Consider the following 24818-nt stretch of genomic DNA (forward strand, 5'->3'; position numbering starts at 1 on the left):
GCGCATCATGACTCTCCTCCGCTCCCGGCGACCGGCCGATCCTGAGGTCGCCCGCGCGTGGCCGCTCATCGCCGAAGGCTTGACGCACCAGGGCTCGCCGCGCCACCACCTCAGCACGATGATCGCCATCCTGGCGGGGACGAGCAGCACCGCCGGGTGGGACGAGTTCGGCCTGGACGTGCTGGCCGACCACGTCACGGTGTCGTTCCTTCAGGACGAGGTCTGCTGCTCCCGCGCCGTATTGCTCGCCGAACTGTCCGCACTGCGGTAGCGCCGGTCCAGGACGTCGAGGGCGAGGCGGCCCCAGGCGATGTTCTCCCGCTCGAAGCTGATCCCGCGCTGCAACGTCAGGTACGGCCCGATGCGCTTACCCGTCGCCACGAACTCCGCGTCGTCGCGGCTGCCGAGAATGTCCGACAGCCGCTGCTCATAACTCTCCAGGCGGCGGCTGCTGGACTCGATCCGCGATTCGATCGCGGCGCGAATGCTGGGCACGTCCGCCAGGGTCAGCGCCTCGACCTGGACCAGCAGCTCGTCGCGTACGGTGGTCGGCCGGGGTTCCTGCTTCGTGAACTCGTGCAGGGCGGCCTGCCCGGCCTCGGTGAGCGTGTAGAGCCGCTTGTCCGGGCGCTTCTCCTGGGCGACGACGCGCGCCGACAGCAGCCCGTCCGACTCCATCTTGTCCAGCTCGCGGTAGAGCTGCTGCGAGGTGGCCGTCCAGAAGTTCGCGACCGAGACGTGAAACTGTTTGGCTAGCTCGTAGCCCGACGCCGCACGGTTGATCAGGGCGGCGAGGACTGCATGGCGAAGCGACACGGCACCTAGATTACGAGGTCGGGGCCGGCGCGCCGATCATCGCGCACGTGGCCGGTAGTCGGGTGCCGTCTTGCTGCGCGCGGCGCGCTGGGCGATCTTCGTGTTGGGCAGCAGGAGCAGGCGGATCTGTTCGCGCCGCTCTCGGGCGAACGTTCGCCGGGCGCTACCGGTCACCGCCCCGTCGAGCAGCCGCTTGGCCGCGGCGACGGCATCGGGGGAGCGGGTGGCGAGCCGCTGCGCGAATGCGGTGGCCGCGGCTACCGGGTCGTCGTGCACTTCGGTGACGAGGCCGAGCCGGGCGGCCTCGGTGCCGGAGAGCTGCTCCGCGGTCATCGTCAGTCGCTTGGCGACGTCGAGGCCCACGACCTCGGACAGGGTCCGCACCCCGGTCATGTCCGGGATGATGCCCCATTTGCCTTCCAACACCGACCACTTCGAGTCCGGCGTCGCGAAGCGGAAGTCTGCCCCCAAGGCGATCTGCAGGCCGCCGCCGTAGCAGTGCCCGTGCACCGCGGAGATCACCGGCACGGGGATGCGTCGCCACGCCCACGCGGCTTCCTGAAAGACGTTGGTGCCGCGCCACGGCACGGGGATGAAGGCGCCGACGATCCGGCGCGGCGTCTTCATCACCTGCGGGATGTCCAGACCGGAGCAGAACGAGTCGCCGTCGCCGGCGAGGACAACCGCCCGCAGCGTACGGTCGCGGCGCAGTCGTTTCGCCGTCGCGACCAGCTCGGTCAGGGTGTCCAGGGTGAGCGCGTTGAGCTTGTCCGGCCGGGACAGCCGCACCTGCGCGATGGTGCCCTCGACGCGCGTCGTCACCAATTTTGTCATCAGTCTGTTCCTCAGAGCCGGGCGGCGAGTTCGGTCGCCTGCTTGATAGCGCGCTTCGCGTCCAGCTCGGCGGCCACGTCCGCGCCGCCGATGACGTGTACGGCCACGCCCAGCGCGGTGAGCGGTTCCACCAGGTCGCGCACCGAGTCCTGCCCGGCGCAGACCACCACGGTGTCCACGTCGAGCACCCGCGCGACCCGGGCGGACTTCGGGTCCTTGATGTTCTGCGGCACGGTGATGTGCAGGCCGTCGTCGTCGACGCGGACATACTCCACACCCCGCAGCATTTCCACGCCCGAGTCCTGCAACGTGGCGCGGTGCACCCAGCCGGTGGTCTTGCCCAGTCCCTTGCCGAGCGCAGTGGACTTGCGTTGCAGCAGGTAGACCTCGCGGCGCGGCGGTGCGGTGGTCTTGGTGGTCAACCCGCCCCGGTGCGCCGCCGGGTCGGTGACGCCCCAGCGCCGCATCCAGTGCTCGGCCGCCTCGCCCGCGTCGTGCAGCAGGAACTCGCTGACGTCGAACCCGATGCCGCCGGCGCCGATCACCGCCACCCGGTTGCCGACCCGCGCGCCCTCGCCGATCACCTCGGCGTAGGTGAGCACCTTCGGGTGGTTCATGCCGGGGATGTTCGGCACCCGCGGCGTCACACCGGTTGCCAGGATGACCTCGTCGAACCCGGCCAGCTCGGCAGAGCAAGCGCGGACGCCGAGGTGCAGCGTCACCCCGCGAGTCTCGATCATGTGCTGGTAGTACTCGAGGGTGTAGCCGAAGTCTTCCTTGCCGGGGATGCGCGCGGCGAGGCGGAACTGCCCGCCGATCCGGTCGCCGGCCTCGAAAAGCTCGACCCGGTGGCCGCGCCCGGCCAGTTCGACCGCCGCCGACAAGCCGGCGGGTCCCGCACCGACCACCGCGACCCTTTTCACCGTACGGGTGGGGCTGAGCACCAGCTCGGTCTCATAGCCGGCCCGCGGGTTGAGCATGCAGGTGGCGCGCTGGTTCTTGAAGGTGTGGTCGAGGCAGGCCTGGTTGCAGGCGATGCAGGTGATGATTTCCTTGCTGCGGCCGGTCGCTGCCTTGTTGACGAACTCCGCGTCGGCCAGCAGCGGCCGCGCCATCGAGATCAGGTCAGCGTTCCCGGCGGCGAGCACCTGCTCCGCGATTTCCGGCCGGTTGATCCGGTTGGAGGCGACCACCGGCACCGACACCTCGGCGCGCAGCTTGCCGCTGACCCAGGCGAAGGTGGCTGGCGGCACGGACGTGACGATCGTCGGCACCCGAGCCTCGTGCCAGCCGATGCCGGTGTTGAAGATCGACACGCCGCGCTCCTGCAGCCCGCGGGCCAGCTCGACGGTCTCCTCCCACGACTGGGCGTCGTCGACCAGGTCCAGCAGGCTGATCCGGTACTGCACGATGAAGTCGCTGCCGACCAGGTCCCGGGTCCGCCGGACGATCTCCAGCGGGAAGTTCATCCGGTTCGCCGCGCTGCCGCCCCACTTGTCGGAACGGGTGTTGGTCCGGGCGGCGAGGAACTGATTGATCAGGTACCCCTCCGAGCCCATGATCTCCACGCCGTCGTACCCGGCCTGCTGGGCGAGGCTCGCAGCCCGCGCGAAGGCGGTCGCCGTCCGGTCGACCTCCCGCGTGCTCATGGCCCGTGGCTTGAACGGGGTGATCGGCGACTTCTTCCGCGACGCGCCCCGGCTGAACGGGTGGTACGCGTACCGGCCGGCGTGCAGGATCTGGAGGAGGATCTTGCCGTCGTGCTCGTGCACGGCATCGGTCACGACCCGGTGTGCGCGGGCCTGCCCCGGCGAGGTCATCTTGCTGCCGAACGGGGCGAGCCAGCCCCGCCAAGTGGGGGCGTACCCGCCGGTGACCATGAGGCCGACGCCGCCCTTGGCCCGCTCGGCGAAGAACGCCGCCAGCTTCGGCAGGTCCCGGGCCCGGTCTTCGAGCTTGGTGTGCATCGAGCCCATGACCACGCGGTTGCGCAGCACTGTGTGCCCGAGATCCAACGGGCTCAACAGGGTGGGGTATGCGCTCACGTCGTCTGCCTCCTCGCCGCGGGCTCGCTGATTGCCGGCAGCATATACAACAAATCACCTATGCAACAGGTTGCATAGCGACCCATCGGCGGCCGCCCCGCCGACTGGAGCAAAACCGGCTGGGTACCTTCGCCCCATGACCGACAAACGAGTACGCCAGCTGCGCCTGGTCGTGGAGGCCGAGGACTACGACGCGGCAGTGGCGTTCTACCGCGACGTGCTGGGCATGCCCGAACAGGCGGCCTACGAGGGCGCGGACGCTGCCCGGGTCATGATCCTCGACGCCGGGCGCGCCACGCTGGAGATCGCCAACCCGGCGCAGAAGCGCATGATCGACGAGGTGGAGGTGGGCCGCCAGGTCGCGCCGCGGCTCCGGGTCGCCTTCGAGGTCGACGACGCCGCCGCCCGGACCCGAGAGGCGACAGCAGCCGGCGCCACCGAGATCGCCCCGCCCACCGTCACACCGTGGCAGTCGCTCAACTCCCGCCTGCAAGCTCCCGCAGATCTCCAGATCACCCTGTTCCAGGAGCTGGCCGGCGAGTAACCCTCAGTCACACCCCCGGGCAACCGATGGGACGGCCGGGGGTGGCTCAAGCGTGGTGCGGCGCATGGCGGCGATCGTCGCCTTCGTCCTGCTGGTGCAGGTGGCCGCCGGATATCTGCCGGCCCACGCGGCCGCCGCGGTTTTCACCGGTGGCAGCGCGATCGCTGCGCTCTGGGCCACCATCGGGTCCGTCACCCGGGTACGGACGGTGCACGGCCGGATCCGAGCCGGCTGGGTGGGCGCAGCGGTAGCCGCCGGGCTGTGGGCCATCTGCAACACCGTCTCCAGCGCGTACTGGGCGCTCGGTGTCACGCCGGACGGGCCGGGCATCCCCGACTTCGCCGCCTTCGGCGCGATCGTCGTGCTGCCGGTGACGCTGCTCCTGCTGTGCCCGAAGGAGTCTGGTTCCGGCGCACGCCTGCGGCGGTTCATCGACGGCGCGGCCGTGTCGGCCAGCTCCTTCCTCCTGGCCTGGCACTTCGTCCTGCAGGCGGCGGTGGCCGAGGCGCCGAACGGGGCGTTGCTGGCTCTGCTCATTCCCCTGCTCGTCATCGTGAGCGGGTCCGTCGGGATCGTGGTGCTGTCCCGCAGCCGAGCCGACGGCGCCAACGCGGTGTCCCTGCTCGCCGCCGGCATGGCGCTGCTGACCTTCGCCAACGTGCTCAGCCTGCACAACAGCACCCACGACCGGATGTGGTACGAGGCCGGCGTCGGCGCTGGCTACGTCGCCGCCACCCTGATCCTGGCCATCGCCAGCCGCGCCAAGCTGCCCCGCCCCGACTCCCACGGCGACGAACTGGCCTACGGGCCGTGGGGTGCGCTGCCGTACGTGCCAGTGGCACTGTCGCTGGGCGCGGCAGCGTACGTGCAGATCACCACCGGCGTGCTGGGAGCGGTGCTGGTGTGGGCCCACCTCGGCAGCGCGGTGCTTGTCCTGCTCCGCCAGTTCCTCGGGCTGCGGGTCAACCAGCGGCTCCTGCGTGACGTCCGGGAACAGCGCAGCCAGCTTGCCTACCAAGCGGCACACGACTCGTTGACCGGCCTCGTCAACCGCAGCGCCTTCACCGAACGGGCCGAGGCAGCGCTCGCCACCGAGGCACCTGGCGAGCACACCGGGGTTGTGCTCATCGACCTGGACGGCTTCAAGCAGGTGAACGACACGCTGGGCCACGCCGCCGGGGACGCGTTGCTCATCGAGGTCGCCCACCGCCTGCGCCGCGCCGTACGCCAGGTGGACACCGTCGCCCGGCTCGGCGGGGACGAGTTCGTCATCCTGCTGCCGGAACTGCTCAGCGTCGCCGACGCGGACCAGGCGGCCAGTCGCATCCTCGCCGCATTCAGCGAACCGGCGGTGATCGCCGGGTCGACGCTGCGTCCCGGCGGCAGCGTGGGCATCGCCGTGACCTCCTCCGCCGGACAGCCCCTGGACGAACTGCTGCACCACGCCGACCTGGCCCTCTACCGGGCGAAGCGCGAAGGCAAGTCGCGGGCCTGCCGGTACGGCCCGGCTGACTCGAAGGTGTGACTCCACCCGGCGCCGACGTTAGACGCGGGCGTCCGGTGGGCATGGGGGAGTCATGAAGATCAACCACACCGACCGGATGTCGAGCTCGCACACCGTTCCCGGTGCTCCGGAGAACGTTCGCGCGGAGATCGAAAACTCGCGCGCGAACCTCGGTGGCACTGTCACCGCGCTGCACGGCGCGACCGAACCCCGGACCCGTTTCAGCGGTGCCCTGTCGACCGTCAAGGCCAAGACCGCCTCCGGCGTTTCCCGCGTACGCGATGAGGCGCCGCAGCGGGCCCGGCAAGCGCGACAGGCCGTCCAGGAGCGCCCGCTGCCCGCGGCGGCGACGGCGCTGAGCGCGGCCGGTGCAGTGGCCGTGCTCCTGGTCGCCCGCCGCCGGGCGAAGGCCCGTGCCGCGCGGAACCGCTGGCTGGGCTTCCTGCACCGCTGACCGTTTCGTCGAGGCCCGCTTCGCTGAGCCGGAGCGGGCCTCGCCGTGTCGTGCCGCAGCCGGGCAAGGCTGGGCGGGTGCACCTCCGCCAGTGATCTGGGCGAGAATGGGGCGCACGGAATAGTTCAACCTCGGAAGGACAGTCCCTTGGCCGGTGGACTTGTAGCCCTGCTAGATGACGTGGCGGTACTGGCACGCGCCGCCGCGGCGTCGGTCGACGACATCGGGGCGGCTGCCGCCAAGGCCGGCGCCAAGGCCGCGGGCGTCGTCATCGACGACGCCGCCGTCACCCCGCAGTACGTGCGGAACCTGGCCGCTGAACGCGAGCTTCCGATTATCAAGCGCATCGCCTTCGGCTCCCTGCGCAACAAGTTCCTGATCATCCTCCCCGCGATCCTGCTGCTCAGCCAGTTCGTCCCGTGGCTGCTCACCCCGATCCTCATGCTCGGCGGCGCCTACCTGTGCTTCGAGGGCGCCGAGAAGGTCTGGGCCAAGATCGCGCACCACGACCACGGCGGCGAGGAGCAGGTCCAGGACGAGAAAACGCTGGTCGCAGGCGCCGTCCGCACCGACCTGATCCTCTCGGCGGAGATCATGGTGATCACCCTCAACGAGGTGATCGACGAGGCGTTCTGGTCCCGCCTCGCCATCCTGTCGGTCGTCGCCCTGGTCATGACCGTCCTCGTCTACGGCGCGGTCGCCCTCATCGTGCGGATGGACGACGCTGGCCTGCGCCTGGCCCAGCGGCCCGGCGCCATCGCCACCTTCGGCCGAGGCATGGTCCGCGCGATGCCGAAGATCCTCACCGTGCTCACCGTCGTCGGCACCGCGGCGATGCTGTGGGTGGGCGGCCACATCCTCCTCGTCGGCACCGACGAGCTCGGCCTGCACCTCCTCTACGACGCCGTGCACCACCTGGAGGAAGCCGCCCACGACGCCACAGGAGCCCTCGGCGGCCTCATCGGCTGGCTGGTCAACACCACGGCCAGCGCCATCCTCGGCCTCATCGTCGGCGCGCTGGTCGTCCTCATCCTGACCTTCACCCTGCACCGCCGCAAGCACACCCCCGAGCCCGAGGCGACCTCAGAGACTGCCTGACCCGCCGGACGGGGGTCACAGGATGTCGTAGTGGCGTTGGCGAGCCGGGATGTCCACCGTGTCCTCGTCAGTGTCCCGGTCGAGATGCCGTTCGGCGGCGTGATGGATCTGCACGCTCGCGCCGCCGTCCGCGATGAACGCGCCCTGCCCGTTGATGTAGGTGCCACCGGACTGCGGTGTCGACGCCGACCAGGCCACGATGGCACGGAAGGCGGGCTTTGTGGTGCGGAGCAGACCAACGCCCACCGCCACAAACAGCACCGTCAGCCCGGCGACGCTCACCACGAACCCCACCTCGCTCAGCGAGAACTTGCTGAGCAACCACATGCACAACGCAGCGAGCGCGATGAGCATGGTGGTCACGAGCAGGCTGACAATCCCGAAGAAGAACTTGATGACGTGGGCTTTCTCGTCCCGCGCCTGCGCGCCGTCCTCCCGCCGGATCTTCACGCCCCCGTCCGGGTTGTGAAGCACCACCTCCGCGTTACCCCATCTGCCGCCGTCTGCAATCAGATAGAAGGCGACCCGCTCCTTGGGTTCGAGGTGACCAATCCGGAACTGCACATCCCCGTCGAAGTCGTCATGGAGCGGAATGACACCCATCTCCCGCTTCGGCACAGGGTCGATCCCGTATTCCAGAATCTGTGCGCCGTCCACCCGGGGAAACCGGATGACCTGCCCCTTGACGGTCTCGTTCCCCGAATTCGTGACCGTGCATCGGATGATCACCGGCCGTTCCACCCGGGCGCCGTCGAAGCTGATCTGGAGCTGGTCGACCTGCTGGGCGCCGTACTTCAGCTTCGGCTCTTCGATCGTCCGGCTCCAGGACAGTTCCTTGCGCGGTGCCTTCCGCGACTTGACCTGCTCGATCGCGAAGCTGCTGGCGAACCCGAGGGTCGCACTGACCGCCGCCAGCAGCATTTTGTCCGTGCCGAGCCCCGAACCGGCCGTCTCAGCAGCCCACGTACTCACCGACATGCGCCCAACGTACTTGTCGGAAGTGCTCACCACTTTCGGGGTATACAAGGCATCTTCGACGCGGGCCGCGGCGGCCTACGCCGGGTCGATGACGGCGCCGGGGTTGAGGATGCCGGCCGGGTCGAGGACCGCTTTGCCGGCGCGGAGGGCGGCGGCGAACAGGTCGGGGCGCTGCTGGTCGTACCAGGGGCGGTGGTCGCGGCCGACGGCGTGGTGGTGGGTGATGGTGCCGCCGGTGGAGATCAGGGCGTCGGAGACCGCTGCCTTGATCTCGTCCCACTGCTCGACGGTCTTGCCCCATTCGCCGGCGGCGTAGATGCCGAAGTAGGGTGCCGGACCGTCCGGATAGACGTGGGTGAACCGGCACGTCACCACACCGGTGGCGCCGACCTGCGGCAGAGCGTCCTGTGCCGCGTCGTTGACGGCTGCGCGCAGGGTTTCGAACCGGTCCCACGTGCATGCGGTTTCGAAGGTCTCCACGATCATGCTCTGCGCGGCGAGGGCGTCGCGCTGGTACGGCATCCGCAGGAACGACGACCGCCAGGTGTCCGCGGCCCCACTGCGCGCGCCGTGGTCGGCGACGTCGGTGTGCCGGGCTGGCTCGGGCAGGACTCCGCCGTGGTCACGACAGAGTTCCAGGGCGCGTTCCAGCCCGGCGGTGACGGGGTGGTCGGCAGATTCGAACCCGAGCACGAGGACGGCCGTCGCCGAGTTCGCGTTGATCAGGGCTTCGATCGGGTCCAGGAGCCGGCAGTTCGCGGGGTTGAGCCCGGACTGGGACAGCGCGCGGACCGCTGCGACTCCGGACTCGTAGTCGGCGAAGCTCACCGAGGCGCCACCTCGCCAGCGGGGGCGGTCCTGGAGGCGTACCCATGCTTCGGTGATGATGCCGAGCGAGCCTTCGGAGCCGAGGAACATGCGGTCGGGTGCGGGACCGGCGCCGGAGCCGGGCAGGCGGCGGGTTTCGACGACGCCGGCCGGGGTGACGATGCGCAGCGACTCGGTCAGGTCGTCGATGTGGGTGAGCTGGGTGGCGAAGTGGCCGCCCGCCCGGGTGGCGAGCCAGCCACCGAGGGTGGAGAACTCGAAGGACTGCGGGAAGAACCGCAGCGTGTAGCCGTGCGGCCGGAGTTGTTCCTCGAGGTGCGGGCCGAGCACCCCGGCCTGGACCCGGGCCGCGCGGCTGACCGGGTCGATCTCGAGGACCTGGCGCATGGCGGTCAGGTCCAGGCTGACCACGCCGGCGTAGTCGGCGCTGACGTGAGGCTCGACGCCGCCCACGACCGAGGTGCCGCCGCCGAACGGGACGACCGCGATGTTCGCCCCGGAACACCAGTCGAGGACTTGGCCGACCTCAGCGTCCGAGGTGGGTCGGACGACAAGGTCGGGTACGTGCGGCAGGTGGCCGAGCAGGGCGCGGACGACGTCGCGGAACGCTTGTCCATGGCTGTGCGCGAGCCGGTCTCGGACGTCGGCCGAGGCTAGGGCGGCGAGCGTACGGGGTGCTTCGATCCGGCTAGCAGCGACGTTGAACGACTCGATCGGCGGCGCCTCGTGCACGGTGAGGTCCGCGTCGGGGAGCAGCGCCGCTGTGCGCCGGGTGAGCTTCGTGCGCTCCTCTCCCGTCACCGCGTCCTCGACGTTGCCCCATCCCCACCACGACCGTGTCACCAAGGCACCACCTATCTGAACGCTGGGTAAGTTACCGCGCGGTCAATTTCGCATAGGATGGCGTACATGGGCAAGGAGCAGAATCGGCCGCGGGCCGTCGGCACCAAGGGCATGCCGCGCCGCGAGCGGGAGGAACTGATTCTGGACGCGGCGGCGCACGAGTTTGCCCGCAAGGGCTACGCGCGGGGCTCGACCGCGGAGGTGGCCGCCCGCGCCGGCATCTCCAAGCCCATGATCTACGAATACTTCCGCTCCAAGGACGGTCTCTACCTCACCTGCGTGGAGCAGGCCGGCTCGCGCATCGTCGCCGCCGTCCGGTCCGCCCAGGAAGGTCCGTCCGACATCACCCGCGCCGCCCGCACCATGGCGGCCATCTTCCGAACCCTCGAATCTCGCCTCCACGACTGGGATCTCGTCTACGACACGACCCTGCCGCCCGACGGCGCCCTCTATGAGGCGGCGACCGCGCACCGGCGCGAGCTCAACCGACTGGGCGCCGCCGGCGTTGCCGAGGTCCTCGCTTGCGCCGCGGCCGGCGAGTCGCTCGACGCCGACCTCGCCACCCACCTCTGGTACGGCACGGTCAGCGCGGCGATCGCCTGGTGGCGGCACCACCCGGAGCAGAGCGCCGACGCGATGATCGCCCGATTCGAGCGGATCTCCACCGTCCTCTACCCGGGCTTCACCGCCGGGGCCCGGCTCGGCGTCGGGTAACCAGCTGCCGGCGGAGGGCCGGGGGAGTCGGCGAGGGCGAACCAGCAGTCCGGCATCGCCGGGGCCGGATGTGCGGCCAGCGGCACGTGCTCGGCGGGGATGAACCCCCAGCCGTCCCACGCTTCCGTGCCCGGCTCGCTGCGGTCACCCCGGGTGTAGTACCAGATCTGGGAGTCCATCCGCGTCCAGCAGGTGAACCAGCTCTTGCCCGTCTCCATCACGGCGATCTTCCGCGCCCCGCCGGGCTCGTCATACAGGGCAGTGCCCACGGTGTTGGGGCACACGTAGTCGGCCCGCCAGACGTGGCCGTATCGGCGGGCGTCCACATGCCGCACGCCGGCCCGAGCCTCGCACTGCCCCGGCGCACCGTCCTCGGCGGCCTGCTCGTGGGCCGGTGCGGCGTGCTCGCTGCGGGCCAACACGATCATGGTGGTGCCGACGCCGATCACGGAGGTCAACGCCGCGGCCGCGATCCAATGCCGGTGTCGCCGGGTGGCTGGCTCCTCGGGCGCGGCCTCGGTCGTCGGTGCCGCGGATGGAGGGTCCGCCACAGCGGTGGACCACAGACGGTGCAATTCGGCGATCTCCGCCGCGGTGGCACCGCATTCGCGCGCCCACAATTCGACGATGCTGAATTTGGCGGGCACCACCTCTCCCGAGGTGTAGCGATGCAACGCCGACTTGCTGACCGCTAGTCGCTTAGCCAACGCCTCGAAACTGCGGCCCTGACGGTTCTTGAGATCGCGAAGCACGGCTGCCAATGCCTGAGTGGAATCGGGCCGGCCCGCCATCTCCCCCGGAGGATGCATGACTCCAGAGTAGAGCGACCGTCCCCGGCATCCCGCCCCGCCACAAAGTCCCTGGTAACTGCGGCGTTTCATCCCTTCCCGTCCCGGCGCCTTCCATCGGTACGGGTGCCGCGGCAAGCTGTCGCTGGCTCGACCCGCAGCGGTCGCAGCGCCGGAGTACCCATGGAGGATCTGTGCCCATAAGAATTTTCCCGAAGCGTGCCCTTGCCGCCATTGGTGTGGCGCTCGCCGGATTCGCGACGGTCATTGTCGTACCCGTCACCGCCCACGCCGCCGGACCGCGTCCGCTGTTCCGGCTGCCTTTCACCTGCGGCCAGCAATGGGTCGGCCAGACCCGCAGCGACCACAGCCCGAACCCGAACAGCATCGACCTGATGAAGGTCGGTGGCGGCAGCAACAATCAGCCCATCCTGGCGGCGGCCGGCGGCAAGGTCGTCAAGGCCGCGTACGACGACGGTGGTGGTTGGCACGTCCGCATCGACCACGGCGGCGGCTGGCAGACCCGCTACCTGCACATGATCGCGGCGCCCGCCGTGTCGTTGAACCAGACGGTCGTCCAGGGTCAGCTGCTCGGCCGGGTCGGCAGCACCGGCAACAGCGGCGCCCCGCACCTGCACTTCGAGCAGATCCAGGACGGCACTACGGTCCGCTCGGCGATCGACGGCCAGCTCGTCACCGTCGAGGTCGGCCGGTCGCAGACCTTCACCAGCCACAATTGCGGCGGTGGCGGCGGTGGCACCCCGGACCTCGGCGTGCTCGACTTCTTCCTCTCCGACGACCCGACGTCCGGCGCGAACACCCGGCCGGTCATCCACTACGGCAACAGCCCGATGATCCCGATCGTCGGCGACTGGGACGGCGACGGCAGCGACACGGTCAGCGCGTTCGACCCCACGACCAGCACCTTCCTGCTCGCCAACAACCCCGCCACCGGCGCCGCCCAATACACCTTCCGCTACGGCGACCCGGGCGCGGTGCCGCTGGTGGGCGACTGGGACGGTGACGGCAAGGACAACGTCGGCGTCCGGATGGGCATCAACTTCTTCCTGCGGACCAGCCCCGGTCACCAGCGGCACGGAGACCACCCAGGTCGTGGCGTACGGCGACGCCCCGGACACCCCGCTCATCGGCGACTGGGACGGCGACGGCATCGACAACCTGGGCGTGGTCAAGCCCGGCAACTACACCTTCTACCTGCGCACCTCGGCGAACAACCAGCCCGAGGCCACCCGCACGGTGCCGTACGGCGACCCGGGAGCGTTCCCGCTGGTCGGCGACTGGAACGGCGACGGCAAGGACAACATCGGCGTCCGGATGGGCAACACCTACTACTTCCGGACCAGCGCGGTGACCGACGCCGCCGAGATCACCCAGTCCGTCGCGTACGGCAACGGCGACGGCCGGGAGTATCCGATCGTCGGTGACTGGAACGGCGACAACCGTGACACCCAGGGCATCGTCTTCTGATCCCGGTCCGGCCGGCCTCCACCCACGGGGGTGGGGGCCGGCCCCTTCTGCTAGGGCGCGGTTCGGGCGCGGCGCAGGGCCACGGCTGCGGCACCGCCGATGGGAATGAGCAGCCAGCAGGAGATCAGGCGGTAGATCAGGACCGCGGCGGTCGCACTGATGACGTCGGCGCCGGCGGCGGTGAGGCCGGCGACCAGGGCGGTGTCGATGACGCCGATGCCGCCCGGGGTGAGGGGGACCTGCCGGACGATCTGCACTCCGAGATAGATGCCGGCCAGGGTGATCACGCTGACCGGTTCGTCGAGCGCGCGGACCGCGGCCACCAGGCACATCAGGTCGGTGATCCACTTGGCGGCGGCGTAGCCGAGGGCCACCGCCCAGTCTGCGCCTCGCAGTCCCGCGCCGGCCTGCCATGCCTCGCGCAGGGAGGTGGTCGCTGAGTGCACCAGCCGAGCGAGTCGCCCGCCGCTGGCTCGGTCGGCGGCGGGTCGGCGAGACCAGCGGCGCCCGACGACCACGGTGGCGGCGGTGGCAACGGTCAGGCCGAGGACGGTGAGCAGCGGTTCCCAGCTCAGACCGGCGGTGGGGGTGCCGGCCAGCACGGCGAGTCCGCCCCCGGCATAGACCAGGGCGAGCCCGCCGATGGAAGCGAGACCGGACACGATGACCGAGGCCAGGGCGATCTCTCGGGCTGCCCCGGCCCGCCGGTATTCGCGGACGGTGTAGGCGGTCGACAGGGCCGGGCCGGCGGGCACCGCGATGGAGATGGCCGTGGCGGCCAGGATGATCGCGGAGGTCCGGCTGCGGCGCAGCCGCACCCCGAGCCCGTGCAGCAGGTTGCGTTGCTGGAGCGCGAACGCGCCGATCGAGGCGGCCTGCAGCGCGACCGCGAGCACGATCCAGCCGTAGTCGGCGCTGACCGACGCCCGGAGGACAGCGTGGGGGTCGGGCAGGCGGCCTTGCAGGCCGATCACCACGAGGCCGGCGACCAGGGCGACACCCGCGAGCAGGCGGGCCCACTTCTGCGATCTCAGCGTACGCAGGAAGCGAAGCACCCCACGCGGGCCGGGTACGGCCGCGGCGGACGGCCGGTCGACCTCGCTTCGCATCCGCCTATGATCCCCGCGAATGGGGTGGACGCCCCTGTCGAGTGCCCACGATCACACGGTCGCGGGTGCCGGGTCGTGGTGGAGGCAGCCGCCGTTCGCGCCGACCTCACGCAGGCCGGCCAGGTCGCCTGCGCCCCAGGTGGTGGCCCGGTTGCTCAGCCACGGATACATGATCTCGGTCGGGTCGTCGACCAGCGGATGGGCCAGTCCGACGGCGTGTCCCAGCTCGTGCAGCAGGAGCTGGCCGGTGGTGACGTTGCCCGCGGCGCCGAAGCCTCGGGCCATGCTGGCCGTCCGGGCGGCGTCGAGCAGCACCATGCCCTTGTCGATGATGAGGGCGGGCGCTCCGGACTCGGTCTGCCCCGGCGAGTACACCGCGCCACCGATCCCCGCGATGTCCGTCTTGTCGGTTTCTGGGGTTCCCCAGGCGATAATGAGCTGCGTGTCCGGCGGGTAGTCGACCGGCGTGCGGCCCGGAACGACCTGGGTGGGACCCGCATAGCTGAAGGTCAAGCCGGTGGCCGCGGCGATCCTCGCGACAGCGACCTGGACCTCGGTGAGCGACTCGCGCGGCGCCCGGTCCAGGTTGACCCGGTAGCCGATCGGTGCGCAGGGATTCCAGCGGGCGACGAGGTCGAAGCCGCTGCGCTGACTGAGGAAGGCGTACGCGTCCGCCTCGCCGGCCGCCGCCACAGTGCTCGGCTGCCACAGAAGCGCTCCACTGACAGCAGCAGCCGTCAACCAACGCAGCACACGAGCGACCACGACGCTCCGATCTTGGGGATGAGAGGCCCCGTCCATCGGCGCGTGCGGTCCGATCGTGAGCGACTGTGACGCAGACGAGGACGGCCCGCCCAGGGGTCTGACTGTTTCGCCGGAAATCGTCATTGCGCGCCGTTCGGTGCCGATGGGGCAGACGTGCCTGCCGAACGTCGCCCGGCGGATCCCGGTCCGTCGACCGGGCCCGTCGTCCTGAGCGAGATCGGCCGGGGCGCACACGCCGTCGTGCACCGGGTCCGTTTCCGTGGCGCCGAATACGCCATGAAGGTCCTCCAGGCCGCGGACGGCGACGAGGAGCGGATGCGCGCCTTCCGGCGGGAAGGTGCCCTCCTCGCCTCCATCGACCACCCTGGCGTGGCCCGGGTGCACGAGCTGGGCGACCGGGACGGCCGGCCGTACCTGTTGATGGACCTGATCGAGGGTGAGCCGCTCACTCACCTGCTGGCCGGCGGCCGGCTTCCCGCGCAGCGGGCGGTCCGGGTCGCGCACGAGATCGCGTCGGCGCTGGCCGCCGCGCACGCGGCGGGTCTGGTGCACCGGGACGTGACGCCGCACAACATCATCGTCGGGCGCGACGGCGCGGCCCGGCTGGTCGACTTCGGGCTAGCCACCCGGGTCGGGGCCGCCGATGCGGACCTGATCGCGGGTACGCCCGCCTACTGCTCGCCGGAGCAGGCCGGCATGCTGCGCCGGCAGGTCGACGGCCGCAGCGATCTCTACAGCCTCGGTGCGGTGTTGTACGAGTGCGTGACGGGCAGCCTGCCGTTCGTCGCCGCCGATCCGGGCGCTCTGCTCCGCCTGCATGCCACCGCGCCGGTGCCGGACCCGCGCCGGTCGGTGGCCGGGCTGGGTGGCGCCTTGTCGGCGATCATCGTCCGCCTGCTCGCCAAAGATCCGGACGACCGGTATCAGAGTGCCGTCGGGCTGTTGGACGATCTGCAGCACGTCGCGGAGCAGCCGGACCGGGCCGAGTTCCCGCTGGACCTCGGTGACCAGGTGACGCGCGGGCAGCACGGGCCGCGACTGGTGGGCCGGGACGGCGATGTCGCGACGCTCATGGGCCGCTGGGCGCGGGCGTCGCGGGGCCAGGGCGGCGTGGTGCTGGTCCGCGGTGCCCCCGGCGCGGGCAAGAGCCGGTTGGTGCGCGAACTGACCGTCGCGGCCCAGCAGGCGGGTGGCTTGGTGCTGCACGGCAAGAGCGCCCCGGACGATCCGCAGCCGCTCGCCGCGCTGCGAGCCGCTGTCGACGGGTACGTCCGCGCGGTGCTCGCCGGGCCGGCCGAGTCCCGGCCCGCCGAGGTCGAACGCCTACGGGCGGTAGTCGGGCCGGGCGCACCCCTGGTGAAGAACCTGTCGCCCGCGCTTGCCGAACTGCTCGCCGTACCCGACGCGGTGGGGGAGGTCGGTCAGGAGCAGTACACCGCAGCGGTGGCGGCGCTGCTCGTCGACCTGGCCCGCTCCGCCGGCAAAGCCGTGCTCTATCTGGACGACGCGCAGTGGTTCGACGAGGCCACCCGCCGGGCGCTCGAGCAGCTCAGTGCGCGCCTCACCGACGCCCCGCTGCTGGTGGTGGTCACGGCCCGCGACGACCCGCCCAGCGTCGCCGCGGTGGACGAGCTCCGAGCGCGGCTCGGCAAGGCCCTGGACACCGAGATCGAGCTGCGCCCGCTGGACGCCGAAGCGGTGGCCCGGCTGGTGGCCGCAGTCAGCGGCGGCATGAGCGTCGACCCGGAAGACGCCCGGCGGCTCGCCACCCGCAGCGGCGGCAACCCGTTCACGTTGCTGCAGTACCTGCGGGCCATCCTCGACGCCGGACTCGCCCGCCCCTCCTGGGGCATGTGGCACGTCGACGTAGACCACCTCGACGCCCTGCAGCTCCCGGAGGACGCGGCCGGGCTGGTGCTGCAACGAGTCGACGCCCTCGACGCCGAGGCGCGCCGGCTGCTCGGTGCCGCCGCGGTCGTGGGCTCCCAGTTCGATCCGCAGCTGGTGGCCGAGGTGGCCGGCACCGACCAGGTACGCGCGGTCCTCACCGAGGCGGTCTGGCACAGCCTGGTCGAGCCGCGGGCCCTCGGCCGGTACGCCTTCGTGCACGACCGCATCCGGGAAGCACTCCTACACCAGTTCGACGAGACCACCCTGCGCAGCCTGCACGACCAGGTCGCCGACGCCATCGAAGCGGCCGGGGACGCCGACGCCGAGACCGCGTACGCCCTCGCCCGGCACACCGCCGACGGCGACCCGGCGTACCGCCCGGACCGGCGGTTCGAGGCCGCGTACGCCGCGGGCCGGCGGGCGCTGGCCGATCATGCGCCGGCGACCGCGCTGACCTTCCTGGAACGGGCCGCTGCGGCTGCCGAGGCTGCCTCGGTCACACCGGACTGCGCCTTCCACCAGACGCTCGCGAGGGCGTACCACGCCGCGGGGCGGTTCGCGGAAGCCGAGAAGGCGCTGGACGAGGCGCTCGCGTGCGCGCCGACGGCGGTGGAGCGGGCCCGTACGCTGCTGCTGCTCGCCGGAGTGGAGGACAGCGCCTGGAACAGCGTGCAGCCGCTAGCCACCGTCGAGCGCGGCCTGACCGAACTGGGCAAGCCCTCACCCCGCAATCCGGTGGCGCTGATCCTGCTCACGGTGGTGATGTTCGTCGGCGGCTGCCTGATTCGGCTGACCGGCCTCGGCTACGGCAAGGCCCGCGGCGAGCTGCGGGACCGGCTCGCGCTGCGGGCGGCCCTGCACAACTACGCGTCCGCCGCCTGCATGCGGGAACTGCGCCCCTTCGACGGCGTGACCTACATTCTGCGCAGCTACTACCTGGCGAACCGGCTCGGCCGCTGCCCCGAATCCGCCCGGGCGTTCTCCTCCCTGGCCATCCTGGCCCGGGTGCTGGGCCGGCAGCGGTTCGCCGCCCGGCTGTCCGGCACAGCTGCCAAGATGGCGGACCGCCTTGGCGACCCGGTGCTCTCGGCGACCGTCACCTGGATGGACGACTTCAGCCGGCACGGCGCCGGCATCGACGGCGGGCGCAGCATGTCCGACGTGCTGGACCGGCAGCAACGGTGGCTCGACGAAGGGCTGGCACTGGACGGCTACGCCGTGCTGCGCTGGGACTGGTTGCTGCGCGGCGACATGGCCGAGGCCGAAGCCGGCTTCGCCCGATCCAAAGCGCGGGCGGAAGCGGCCGGGCAGTCCGGCCGCAGCGGCGTCGTAGCGACCGACGCCTGCCTGTACGCGCTGCGCGGCCGCAACGGCGAAGCAGCCGCCGAACTGCGCCGCCTGGAACGCGCCGACGCGCCGCTGCACCAACGCGTCGACACCCTGATCGCCCGCCTGCAGAACGCCGTCGAGCAGCGCGACCTCGGCGACACCTTCGACGACACCGTTGCCGCGTACGACGCGCTCGGCGTGCGGCTGATCGACGTGGTGCCCTCGCAGCACGGATTCCAGGTCTATCAGGCGTACGGTCGCATCGCGCAGCTGCGGCAGGCCACCACCGACACCGACCGGCAGGCCCGGCTGACGCAGGCCCGGCAGGCCGTCGCCGTGCTGGGCCGAGTCACCCTGCGGCCCCTGCTCGCCGCCCACCACCAGGTCGCCCGCGCCGCCCTCTGCCTGCTCGAACCCGAACCGCGAGGCAGGCGGCGCCCGGCCGGCCCTGCCGCGGCGCTCGCCCTGTTGGCCGCGGCCGAGCCGATCCTGGGTACGGTCGACGCCCCGCTGGTGGCGTTCGAGGCCGCGCTGGTCCGCGCCCGCGCCCACACAGCGCTCGGCGCCGACGGCGAGTCCGGCCGGCAGGCCGAATACGCCCTCCGGCTCGCCGACGCGCAGGGCTGGCCGCACCGGACCCGCGCGGTCGCCGCCGAGTTCCCCCGTGCCGCCGGCACCGCGACCACCCACCAGACCGCCCAACGCGTCGGCGGCGACAGCCGCGCCTCCGCACGGTGGAAAGCCCTGGAGGAAATCAGCCTCGCGGCGTCCCGGGTGCTCGACCCGACCCGGCTGGGCCGCATCGCGCTCGACGAGACGATCCGCATCCTCGGCGCCGAACGCGCGTTCCTGCTGCTGCACGAGGCGGAAACCGACACGCTCACGCCGCACGTCGGCCGGGACGCCGCGGGCAACGACCTGGTGGAACTGACGAACTACAGCGCCAGCCTAGTCGACAAGGTCGCCCGCGACGGCCGAGCCGTCGTCGTCACCGGCACCGAAGAAGGCGCCGCGCTGGGTGCGCAGAGCGTCGTCGCGTACGGCCTGCGCAGCGTGCTCGCCGCCCCGCTCCAACTCGACGGGCGCCTGCTCGGCGTCGTCTACCTCGACAGCCGGGTAGCCAAAGGCGTCTTCACCGACGAGGACGTCGACATCCTCACGGCGATCACCCACCACGTGGCGGTCGCGCTGGATACCGCCCGCGCCGCCCAACTGGAAGTCGCCGTCGAAGCGGCCAACCGGCGCCGAGACCTCGCCGAGACGCTGCGCCACGCGATGAGCCACCTCGCCGACAGCCTCGACCCGGACGTGGTCCTGCGCCGGCTCATGACCACCGCCACGGAGTCGCTCGGCGCGGACCGGGCCTGGCTGCTGACCGGCCAGCCCATCGACGCCACCGTCGCGGCCCTGGCCGGCCCCGACGCATCCTGGGAGGTACGGGACACGACCTTCGCCCTGACCGCGCCGCTGTCCCTGACCGAGCCCACCACCGGCCCCGGTGCTGCGCCCTGGCCGGCGGACCTCGGCGCGGAGCCCAGCTCCTGGCTCGCCCTGCCGTTAGCCAGCGGCGACGAACGCCACGGCGTCCTGCTGCTGACCGGCTGCGCCGCCAGCGGCGGCTACGGCGAAGACGACGTCCAGCTCGGCGCGACACTGGTCGGGCAGGCCATGACCGCCTTCGACAAGGCGCGGCTCTTCACCCAGATGCACCACCTCGCGACCGTGGACGGCCTGACCGGTCTGGCGAACCGCCGACACCTGTTCGAGGCGGCCGGGCGGGAGATCGCCCTGACCCGGCGCCGCGGCACCGCCCTCGCCGCCGTCATGGTCGACATCGACCACTTCAAACGCATCAACGACACGTACGGCCACCAGGTCGGCGACGAGGTCATCCGGGCGGTGGCCGCGCGCATGCGACTCGGTCTGCGCGAGAGCGACATCGCCGGCCGGTACGGCGGTGAGGAATTCGTCCTGCTGCTACCCGACTGCGGCGACGGCGCGGAACCCGCAGCCGAACGCCTGCGCGCGGAGATCGCCGACGCCCCGATCCCTACCGCGGCTGGCCCGATCGACGTCACCATCAGCGTCGGCGTAGCACACCTACGAACCGGCGACGCGGATGCCGACGCCCTGCTGGCCCGCGCCGACGCGAGCCTGTACCGCGCCAAGCAGACCGGCCGCAACCGGGTGGTTGCCGACGACCGCCCGTACCCGGTGGCGTAGCACTTCAGGAAGACATGGAGGTCGCCCAAGCCGTACGCAGGACTAGCTCGCGGAGGCGGCCGAGGTCCAGCAGCCACCAGGAAGATCAATTATCTCACTCAATGTTTAGTCCGAGCTATAGTTCGGTCATGCCTGAAGAGTCGCCGCGCCGATGGTCCATCAAGACCACGGGTGAGGTTCGGGAGTGGCTGAGAGCGCTACGGCAGTCGGACCCCGACGTCTACCGTTCCGTCAACGTCGCTATCGACATGCTCGCTGAGGTCGGGCCAGGTCCTGGGCGCCCGATGGTCGACACGTTGCAGAGGTCGAGCATCGGCAATCTCAAGGAATTGCGGCCGAGGTCGGGGCGGGACGTCGCGATCCGGGTGCTGTTCGTGTTCGATCCCTGGTCGCAGGCGGTGCTGCTGGTGGCTGGGAACAAGGCCGGCGATTGGGCTCGATGGTATCGGACGGCGATCCCGATTGCAGAGACTGCGTACACGAGTTGGCTGGCGGCGGAGAAGAAGCGGAGGGAGAACTGATGAGCGAGTTCCATGACTGGGAGGACCTACGTGCGGAGCTGCACGACGGGGACGATGAGGCACTCGAGGGGGAACGAGCCCGGACCGCGGCCTGGGTCAGTGCGTTTCATCTGGCCGAGGAGCGAAAGCGGCTTGGGCTGACCCAGCGGCAGGTGGCTGAGCTCATGGGAGTCTCGCCCGGGCGAGTGAGCCAGATCGAGAATGGTGATCTTGATGTCAACGAGGTGGCGACCTTGAGCCGGTACGCACGGGCGCTGGGTGCCCGGATGCGGATCATTTTTGATTACGGCGGTGACCTTCGGCAGATCGCTTGAAGCCGACCTAGCCTCGTGCTTCGAGAGGCGCGGTGGGTGACCGTTGCCAACGGTCGCGCCGTGTACCGACGTCCGTTGAGCTGGACAGAGGGCCTACGGCACTTTTGGCTGCGAGACTGCGACCCGCGTTCGATTGATCAGCGACACCGGCAAGCCGAACGAATGGCCTGAATGGACGAACGGGTAGACGTCGGGGCGATCGGGTGAACCTGTGGTGCGGTGTCTCCCGGCCGGATGGCAGCTGCGGGACAGTCGAAGACTCCATAGCCGACCATGACGGAGTGTCCGCATGTCGTATCCGCTCCCGCCTCGGCCGCCGGGCCATCCGCTGACGAAGAGGCGGAAGACGAACAAGATCATTCTCGGCGTTGCCGGGGCGATCGTCGCGTTGTGCTGCGGCGGCACCGCCATCATCGCCGCGTTCACCGACCCTCCGGAATCCTCGCTGTCTGCTGCGCCGACCGCGGCGACGTCCACAGCGCCGACCAAGGGCCTTCTGGGCGCAATCCCAGCCGTCACTGTCGCCCCAGCAACGCCGTCCAGTAGCCCGACAACCATCAGCCCGGCGCCGAAGACGCCGACCAGCACGAAGTCGGCAACCCGCAAGCCCAGCACCGCCCCGGCCCAAGCCACTGTACGGCCCAAACCAACCACGAAGCGGCCCAAACCTCAGCCGACGCCGACCCGCGACCAGCCCGAGAGCGTGTACTACAAGAACTGTGACGCTGTCCGCGCCGCCGGTAAGGCTCCGATCCGCCGCGGTGACCCCGGTTACGGCCGGCACCTGGACAGGGACGGAGACGGTCAAGGTTGCGGCTCCGACTGACCTTGCTGGAGTGGTGGGCGGGCCGTGCACGAGGCGTACTCCGTGGCAGGCATTGATTACTGTGCCTTCATGCAACCGCGCCCGCCGAAACCGCAGCCGCACTTTCTCGAGCAGGACCTTGCGGGAATGCCGATCTGGGGTCACCTGCTGCTCGGCGTCGGCACGGTCGGGCTGTGGTTCCTGATCCTGCCGTTCTACCTGCTGTACGTCGCCGTCCAGGCCGCGTTTGCGCAAGTGGTTGCCGCGGCGATCCTGCTGCCGGCGAAGGCGGTCGTTCGTCTCCTGCGCGGACCGGTGCGAGCCCTGCTCCGGGCATCGGGGCGTCAGCGTTGAGAGCTTGCCCGGGGCGGGCCCGGCGGGTCGTGGTCCCGCCGGGCCCCGGGGGTTACGGCTTGGTGAGCAGGCAGCCCGCAACGGTCAGGTCGATGGCCCGGCTGCTGTTCAGGCAGGTGGTGAACCAGTACGTCTGCTGTCCGTAGCTCTGTCCCTGGTACGCCTTGGTGGTGCCGTCCGCGGCGACCTCGCAGGGGTTGTTCATCGTGCACATCTGGCCGTTGTCGTTGCCGGTGTTGTTGATGCCGATGACGCGGCCCGAGGCGTCGTCGACGATCGGCGAGCCGGAGGTGCCGTGGATGGTGTCGCAGGCGGCGTCGTAGCGGATCGAGTCGCGCCAGGTCCACTGGTCTTCGCGCAGGGTGTCCACGAAGGTCTCGGCCTTGCAGTTCCAGATGCGCCGCCAGTAGCTGGACGGGATGGTCATCGTGGTGCCGGCAGCCGGGCGGGCATCGGCGAGGGTGAGCGCGGTGGCGCCGAAGCGGTTCTTGATTGTCGAGTACGTCGTGGTGAGCCGGTAGAGGGCCACGTCGGTGCCGGTCATCGTCGCGTAGAGGACGCGGTCGGCGCGGACCGTGCCGAGGGAGCCGCCGGTGCTGTTGAGCAGGGTGCCGGAGCGGCTGCTGGACCGGTTCTGGATGACCTGGCCGGCGTTGATGAAGCCGCCTTCGTAGCAGTGGCCGTTGGTGAGCATCATGGCCCGGTCGGAGTTGACCGAGGTGGGGTAGCGCACCAGGGCGGCGGAGCAGTTGTTCAGCCGGATCGTCGACGCCAGGGTGACGGCGGCTCGCTCGGCGACGGGGGCGGGGGCAGGGGCCGCCTGCGCGGGGGCGGTGCCGACGAGCATGCCGCTTGAGGTGGCGAGCAGCGCGGCGCCGAGGGCGAGCGCACGACGAAGGCGCATCAGGGGTCCCTTCTGCTGGGTGCCGCGGCCGATCGGCGACGTGCGGACACCGGTTGATCTCGGTGCCCCCGATCCTTGCATCGATGGAGATGCATGTAAATCACTGCGGCGGGACGACCTGCAGGACGAGGAGGACGATGTCGTCGTCGGCGGCCTGAGCGAAACGGGCGAGCAGGTGGTCGCAGAGCTGCTCGGCGTCGAGGTGCTGCTGCCCGGCCAAAGCGTCGGTGAGCTGCCGCAAGCCGTCGTCGAGCGCGGCGTGCCGACGCTCGACGAGCCCGTCGGTGTAAAGCACCACACTGGACCCCGGCTCGAGGGTGACGACGTGGTCCTGCCGGGGGCCGGGCCTGCGGGTGCCGAGCAGGACATCTGCCGGAGTGGACAGCAGTCGCACCGAGCCGTCGGGATTCAGGAGTACGGGCGGTGGGTGGCCGGCGCTGGACCACCGGAGGGTGTCCTCCTCGACCTGGGCGAGGAGCGCGGTGGCGAAGGCGTCGACGGCCAGCGCGGACATGGCGTGGTCGAGGGCGGTCAACACCTCGGAAGGTGGTCTGCGGATGGCGATTGCCGTACCGCGGAGGAGGTTGCGCAGTTGCGCCATGCCGGCTGCGGCGTGCCGGTCGTGTCCGGACACGTCGCCGACGGCGAGGGTGAGCTGGCCGCCGGGGACGAGGAACGAGTCGTACCAGTCGCCGCCGATGTGTGCCTGCGCGACGGCAGTCTGGTAGCGCACGGCGACCTGCAGGCCGTCCGCCTGCGCTGGTGGGGTGAGCAGGCTGTGCTGTAACGCCCCGGACAGCTCGCGTTCCATCCGCCCGAGCCGATGTTCGGCCGCGCGGGTCCTGGCCCGGTCGAAGGCTTGGGTCAGGGCCGCGGCAAGCAGTCGGACGAAGCCGAGGGCGGCGTCGTCCACCGGCACCTGTGGGTTGAACTGGACCGTCAGCATGTCCGCACCGGGGAGCCGGACTCGCACGTCGTTGCCCGCCGCGTACAGATTCTGATCGGGCGCCAGGGTGTCGGACGACAGGTCGGCGCGGGTGAGGTCGGCCGTGCCGTGCAGGAGCGGCAGGGCTAGTTCGCGGACGTGGTCGGGGTGGCTGACCTGGGCGATCGTGTCGTGCAGCCGGCGCAGCAGGTCGAGCCGGCGCGCGCCGACGACCTGGGCGGTGGTTTCGGCGGCGATGTCGATGACACCTTCGATGGCGCCGTCTTCGCCGAGCACCGCCGAGTAGGAGAAAGTGAAGAAGCACTCTTCGAGGTAGCCGTGCCGGTCCATCAGCATGCGGAGGTTGTCCACCCAGGTCGCGCCCGCGCCGGCGGTGACCGAGTCCAGCATCGGCCCGATGGTGCCCCAGAGTTCGGGGAAGACGTCCCGGGCCCGGCTGCCGAGCGCGGTCGGGTGCTTGTCGCCGATCATCGCGACGTAGGCCTCGTTGTAGAGCATCGTGTATTCCGGTCCCCACAGCAGGGTGACCGGGAACCGGGTCTGCAGCGCCGTGGTGACGGCCGACTTCAGGGCCGGACTCCACGTGGCCGGTGGTCCGATCGGCGCGGCGGCCCAGTCGACCGCCGCGTAGCTGTCCCGGAGCGAGCCGGCGGCGGCCAATACGTCATGCATGCGCAGAATCTAGCCTTTCGGCAAACTCGGTTGGTGGCCGCCGGGCGGTGGG

The 24818-nt window shown here is 70.8% G+C and carries 22 protein-coding genes and 1 pseudogene; 13 read left to right on the forward strand and 10 right to left on the reverse strand.

The genetic code is table 11. The annotated features are described in order from the left end of the window. Window positions 1-7 precede the first annotated feature (7 nt). Complete coding sequence (locus ACIA1L_RS31235; RefSeq protein ID WP_396076629.1) at window positions 8-271, forward strand: hypothetical protein; 264 nt, start codon at window positions 8-10, stop codon at window positions 269-271. On the opposite strand, the gene ACIA1L_RS31240 is transcribed toward ACIA1L_RS31235, so the two are convergent. From ACIA1L_RS31240 to ACIA1L_RS31250, 3 genes are read right to left on the reverse strand one after another with little or no spacing between them, the layout of a single operon-like run. Further along, a complete protein-coding gene (locus ACIA1L_RS31240) occupies window positions 211-816 on the reverse strand; it encodes a PadR family transcriptional regulator (RefSeq protein ID WP_396076630.1) in 606 nt (201 codons plus the stop codon). The genes ACIA1L_RS31235 and ACIA1L_RS31240 overlap by 61 nt on opposite strands. Before the next feature lie 36 nt (window positions 817-852). Continuing rightward, a complete protein-coding gene (locus tag ACIA1L_RS31245; RefSeq protein WP_396076631.1) occupies window positions 853-1650 on the reverse strand; it encodes a crotonase/enoyl-CoA hydratase family protein in 798 nt (265 codons plus the stop codon). A gap of 11 nt (window positions 1651-1661) precedes the next feature. After that, window positions 1662-3695, reverse strand: a complete 2034-nt coding sequence (locus ACIA1L_RS31250; RefSeq protein WP_396076632.1) for an FAD-dependent oxidoreductase — start codon at window positions 3693-3695, stop codon at window positions 1662-1664. Between the two features lie 136 nt (window positions 3696-3831). Here ACIA1L_RS31250 and ACIA1L_RS31255 point away from each other — a divergent pair, with 136 nt between their 5' ends. From ACIA1L_RS31255 to ACIA1L_RS31270, 4 genes are all read left to right on the forward strand, one after another. After that, entirely contained in the window at window positions 3832-4239 is a 408-nt protein-coding gene (locus ACIA1L_RS31255) for a VOC family protein (RefSeq protein ID WP_396076633.1), read from the forward strand. 64 nt (window positions 4240-4303) lie between these two features. Next, window positions 4304-5764, forward strand: a complete 1461-nt coding sequence (locus ACIA1L_RS31260; RefSeq protein ID WP_396076635.1) for a diguanylate cyclase domain-containing protein — start codon at window positions 4304-4306, stop codon at window positions 5762-5764. A gap of 52 nt (window positions 5765-5816) precedes the next feature. Continuing rightward, window positions 5817-6197: a DUF3618 domain-containing protein gene (locus ACIA1L_RS31265; RefSeq protein ID WP_396076636.1), complete on the forward strand. Its 381-nt coding sequence runs from the start codon at window positions 5817-5819 to the stop codon at window positions 6195-6197. Window positions 6198-6344: 147 nt separating this feature from the next. Then, entirely contained in the window at window positions 6345-7295 is a 951-nt protein-coding gene (locus ACIA1L_RS31270) for a DUF808 domain-containing protein (protein WP_396076637.1), read from the forward strand. Between the two features lie 15 nt (window positions 7296-7310). Here ACIA1L_RS31270 and ACIA1L_RS31275 read toward each other — a convergent pair whose 3' ends face one another. Both ACIA1L_RS31275 and ACIA1L_RS31280 read right to left on the reverse strand, forming a co-directional pair. Then, entirely contained in the window at window positions 7311-8273 is a 963-nt protein-coding gene (locus tag ACIA1L_RS31275) for a hypothetical protein (protein WP_396076638.1), read from the reverse strand. Window positions 8274-8348: 75 nt separating this feature from the next. Then, the gene (locus ACIA1L_RS31280) at window positions 8349-9944 is read right to left on the reverse strand and encodes an FAD-binding oxidoreductase (protein ID WP_396076659.1); all 1596 of its coding nucleotides are present in this window, start codon (window positions 9942-9944) and stop codon (window positions 8349-8351) included. Window positions 9945-10010: 66 nt separating this feature from the next. Here ACIA1L_RS31280 and ACIA1L_RS31285 point away from each other — a divergent pair, with 66 nt between their 5' ends. Beyond that, complete coding sequence (locus tag ACIA1L_RS31285) at window positions 10011-10658, forward strand: TetR/AcrR family transcriptional regulator (protein ID WP_396076639.1); 648 nt, start codon at window positions 10011-10013, stop codon at window positions 10656-10658. On the opposite strand, the gene ACIA1L_RS31290 is transcribed toward ACIA1L_RS31285, so the two are convergent. Then, window positions 10616-11467, reverse strand: coding sequence for a helix-turn-helix domain-containing protein (locus ACIA1L_RS31290; RefSeq protein ID WP_396076640.1), 852 nt, complete (start codon window positions 11465-11467; stop codon window positions 10616-10618). The genes ACIA1L_RS31285 and ACIA1L_RS31290 overlap by 43 nt on opposite strands. 374 nt (window positions 11468-11841) lie before the next feature. Between ACIA1L_RS31290 and ACIA1L_RS31295 the strand changes: the two are divergent. Beyond that, window positions 11842-12054 (forward strand): annotated as a pseudogene (locus ACIA1L_RS31295) (M23 family metallopeptidase); the annotation flags it as partial. 505 nt (window positions 12055-12559) lie between these two features. Continuing rightward, window positions 12560-12934 carry a hypothetical protein gene (locus ACIA1L_RS31300; RefSeq protein WP_396076660.1) on the forward strand — a complete coding sequence of 125 codons (375 nt, stop codon included), beginning with the start codon at window positions 12560-12562 and terminating at the stop codon, window positions 12932-12934. Window positions 12935-12984: 50 nt separating this feature from the next. Here the strand turns inward: ACIA1L_RS31300 and ACIA1L_RS31305 are convergent, their stop codons facing one another. After that, on the reverse strand, window positions 12985-14043 hold the full coding sequence (locus ACIA1L_RS31305; RefSeq protein WP_396076641.1) for a YbhN family protein: 1059 nt from the start codon (window positions 14041-14043) through the stop codon (window positions 12985-12987). Between the two features lie 51 nt (window positions 14044-14094). Further along, window positions 14095-14808, reverse strand: coding sequence for a M66 family metalloprotease (locus ACIA1L_RS31310; protein WP_396076642.1), 714 nt, complete (start codon window positions 14806-14808; stop codon window positions 14095-14097). Window positions 14809-14961: 153 nt separating this feature from the next. Between ACIA1L_RS31310 and ACIA1L_RS31315 the strand changes: the two genes are divergently transcribed. From ACIA1L_RS31315 to ACIA1L_RS31335, 5 genes are all read left to right on the forward strand, one after another. After that, window positions 14962-20250 (forward strand): diguanylate cyclase, encoded by a 5289-nt coding sequence (locus tag ACIA1L_RS31315; protein WP_396076643.1) that lies wholly within the window; start codon window positions 14962-14964, stop codon window positions 20248-20250. A 128-nt stretch (window positions 20251-20378) separates the two neighbouring features. After that, on the forward strand, window positions 20379-20771 hold the full coding sequence (locus ACIA1L_RS31320; protein WP_396076644.1) for a type II toxin-antitoxin system RelE/ParE family toxin: 393 nt from the start codon (window positions 20379-20381) through the stop codon (window positions 20769-20771). Then, window positions 20771-21085, forward strand: coding sequence for a helix-turn-helix domain-containing protein (locus ACIA1L_RS31325; RefSeq protein ID WP_396076645.1), 315 nt, complete (start codon window positions 20771-20773; stop codon window positions 21083-21085). Before ACIA1L_RS31320 ends, ACIA1L_RS31325 begins: the two co-directional genes overlap by 1 nt. A gap of 289 nt (window positions 21086-21374) precedes the next feature. Beyond that, complete coding sequence (locus tag ACIA1L_RS31330) at window positions 21375-21911, forward strand: excalibur calcium-binding domain-containing protein (protein WP_396076646.1); 537 nt, start codon at window positions 21375-21377, stop codon at window positions 21909-21911. 69 nt (window positions 21912-21980) lie between these two features. Then, window positions 21981-22244, forward strand: coding sequence for a hypothetical protein (locus ACIA1L_RS31335; RefSeq protein ID WP_396076647.1), 264 nt, complete (start codon window positions 21981-21983; stop codon window positions 22242-22244). 52 nt (window positions 22245-22296) lie between these two features. Here ACIA1L_RS31335 and ACIA1L_RS31340 read toward each other — a convergent pair whose 3' ends face one another. Continuing rightward, window positions 22297-23148, reverse strand: a complete 852-nt coding sequence (locus ACIA1L_RS31340; RefSeq protein ID WP_396076648.1) for a serine protease — start codon at window positions 23146-23148, stop codon at window positions 22297-22299. Window positions 23149-23248: 100 nt separating this feature from the next. Then, a complete protein-coding gene (locus tag ACIA1L_RS31345) occupies window positions 23249-24766 on the reverse strand; it encodes a PP2C family protein-serine/threonine phosphatase (RefSeq protein ID WP_396076650.1) in 1518 nt (505 codons plus the stop codon). Window positions 24767-24818 lie beyond the last annotated feature (52 nt).

Source organism: Actinoplanes sp. NPDC051859, from assembly GCF_044452725.1.
Lineage (GTDB): Bacteria > Actinomycetota > Actinomycetes > Mycobacteriales > Micromonosporaceae > Actinoplanes.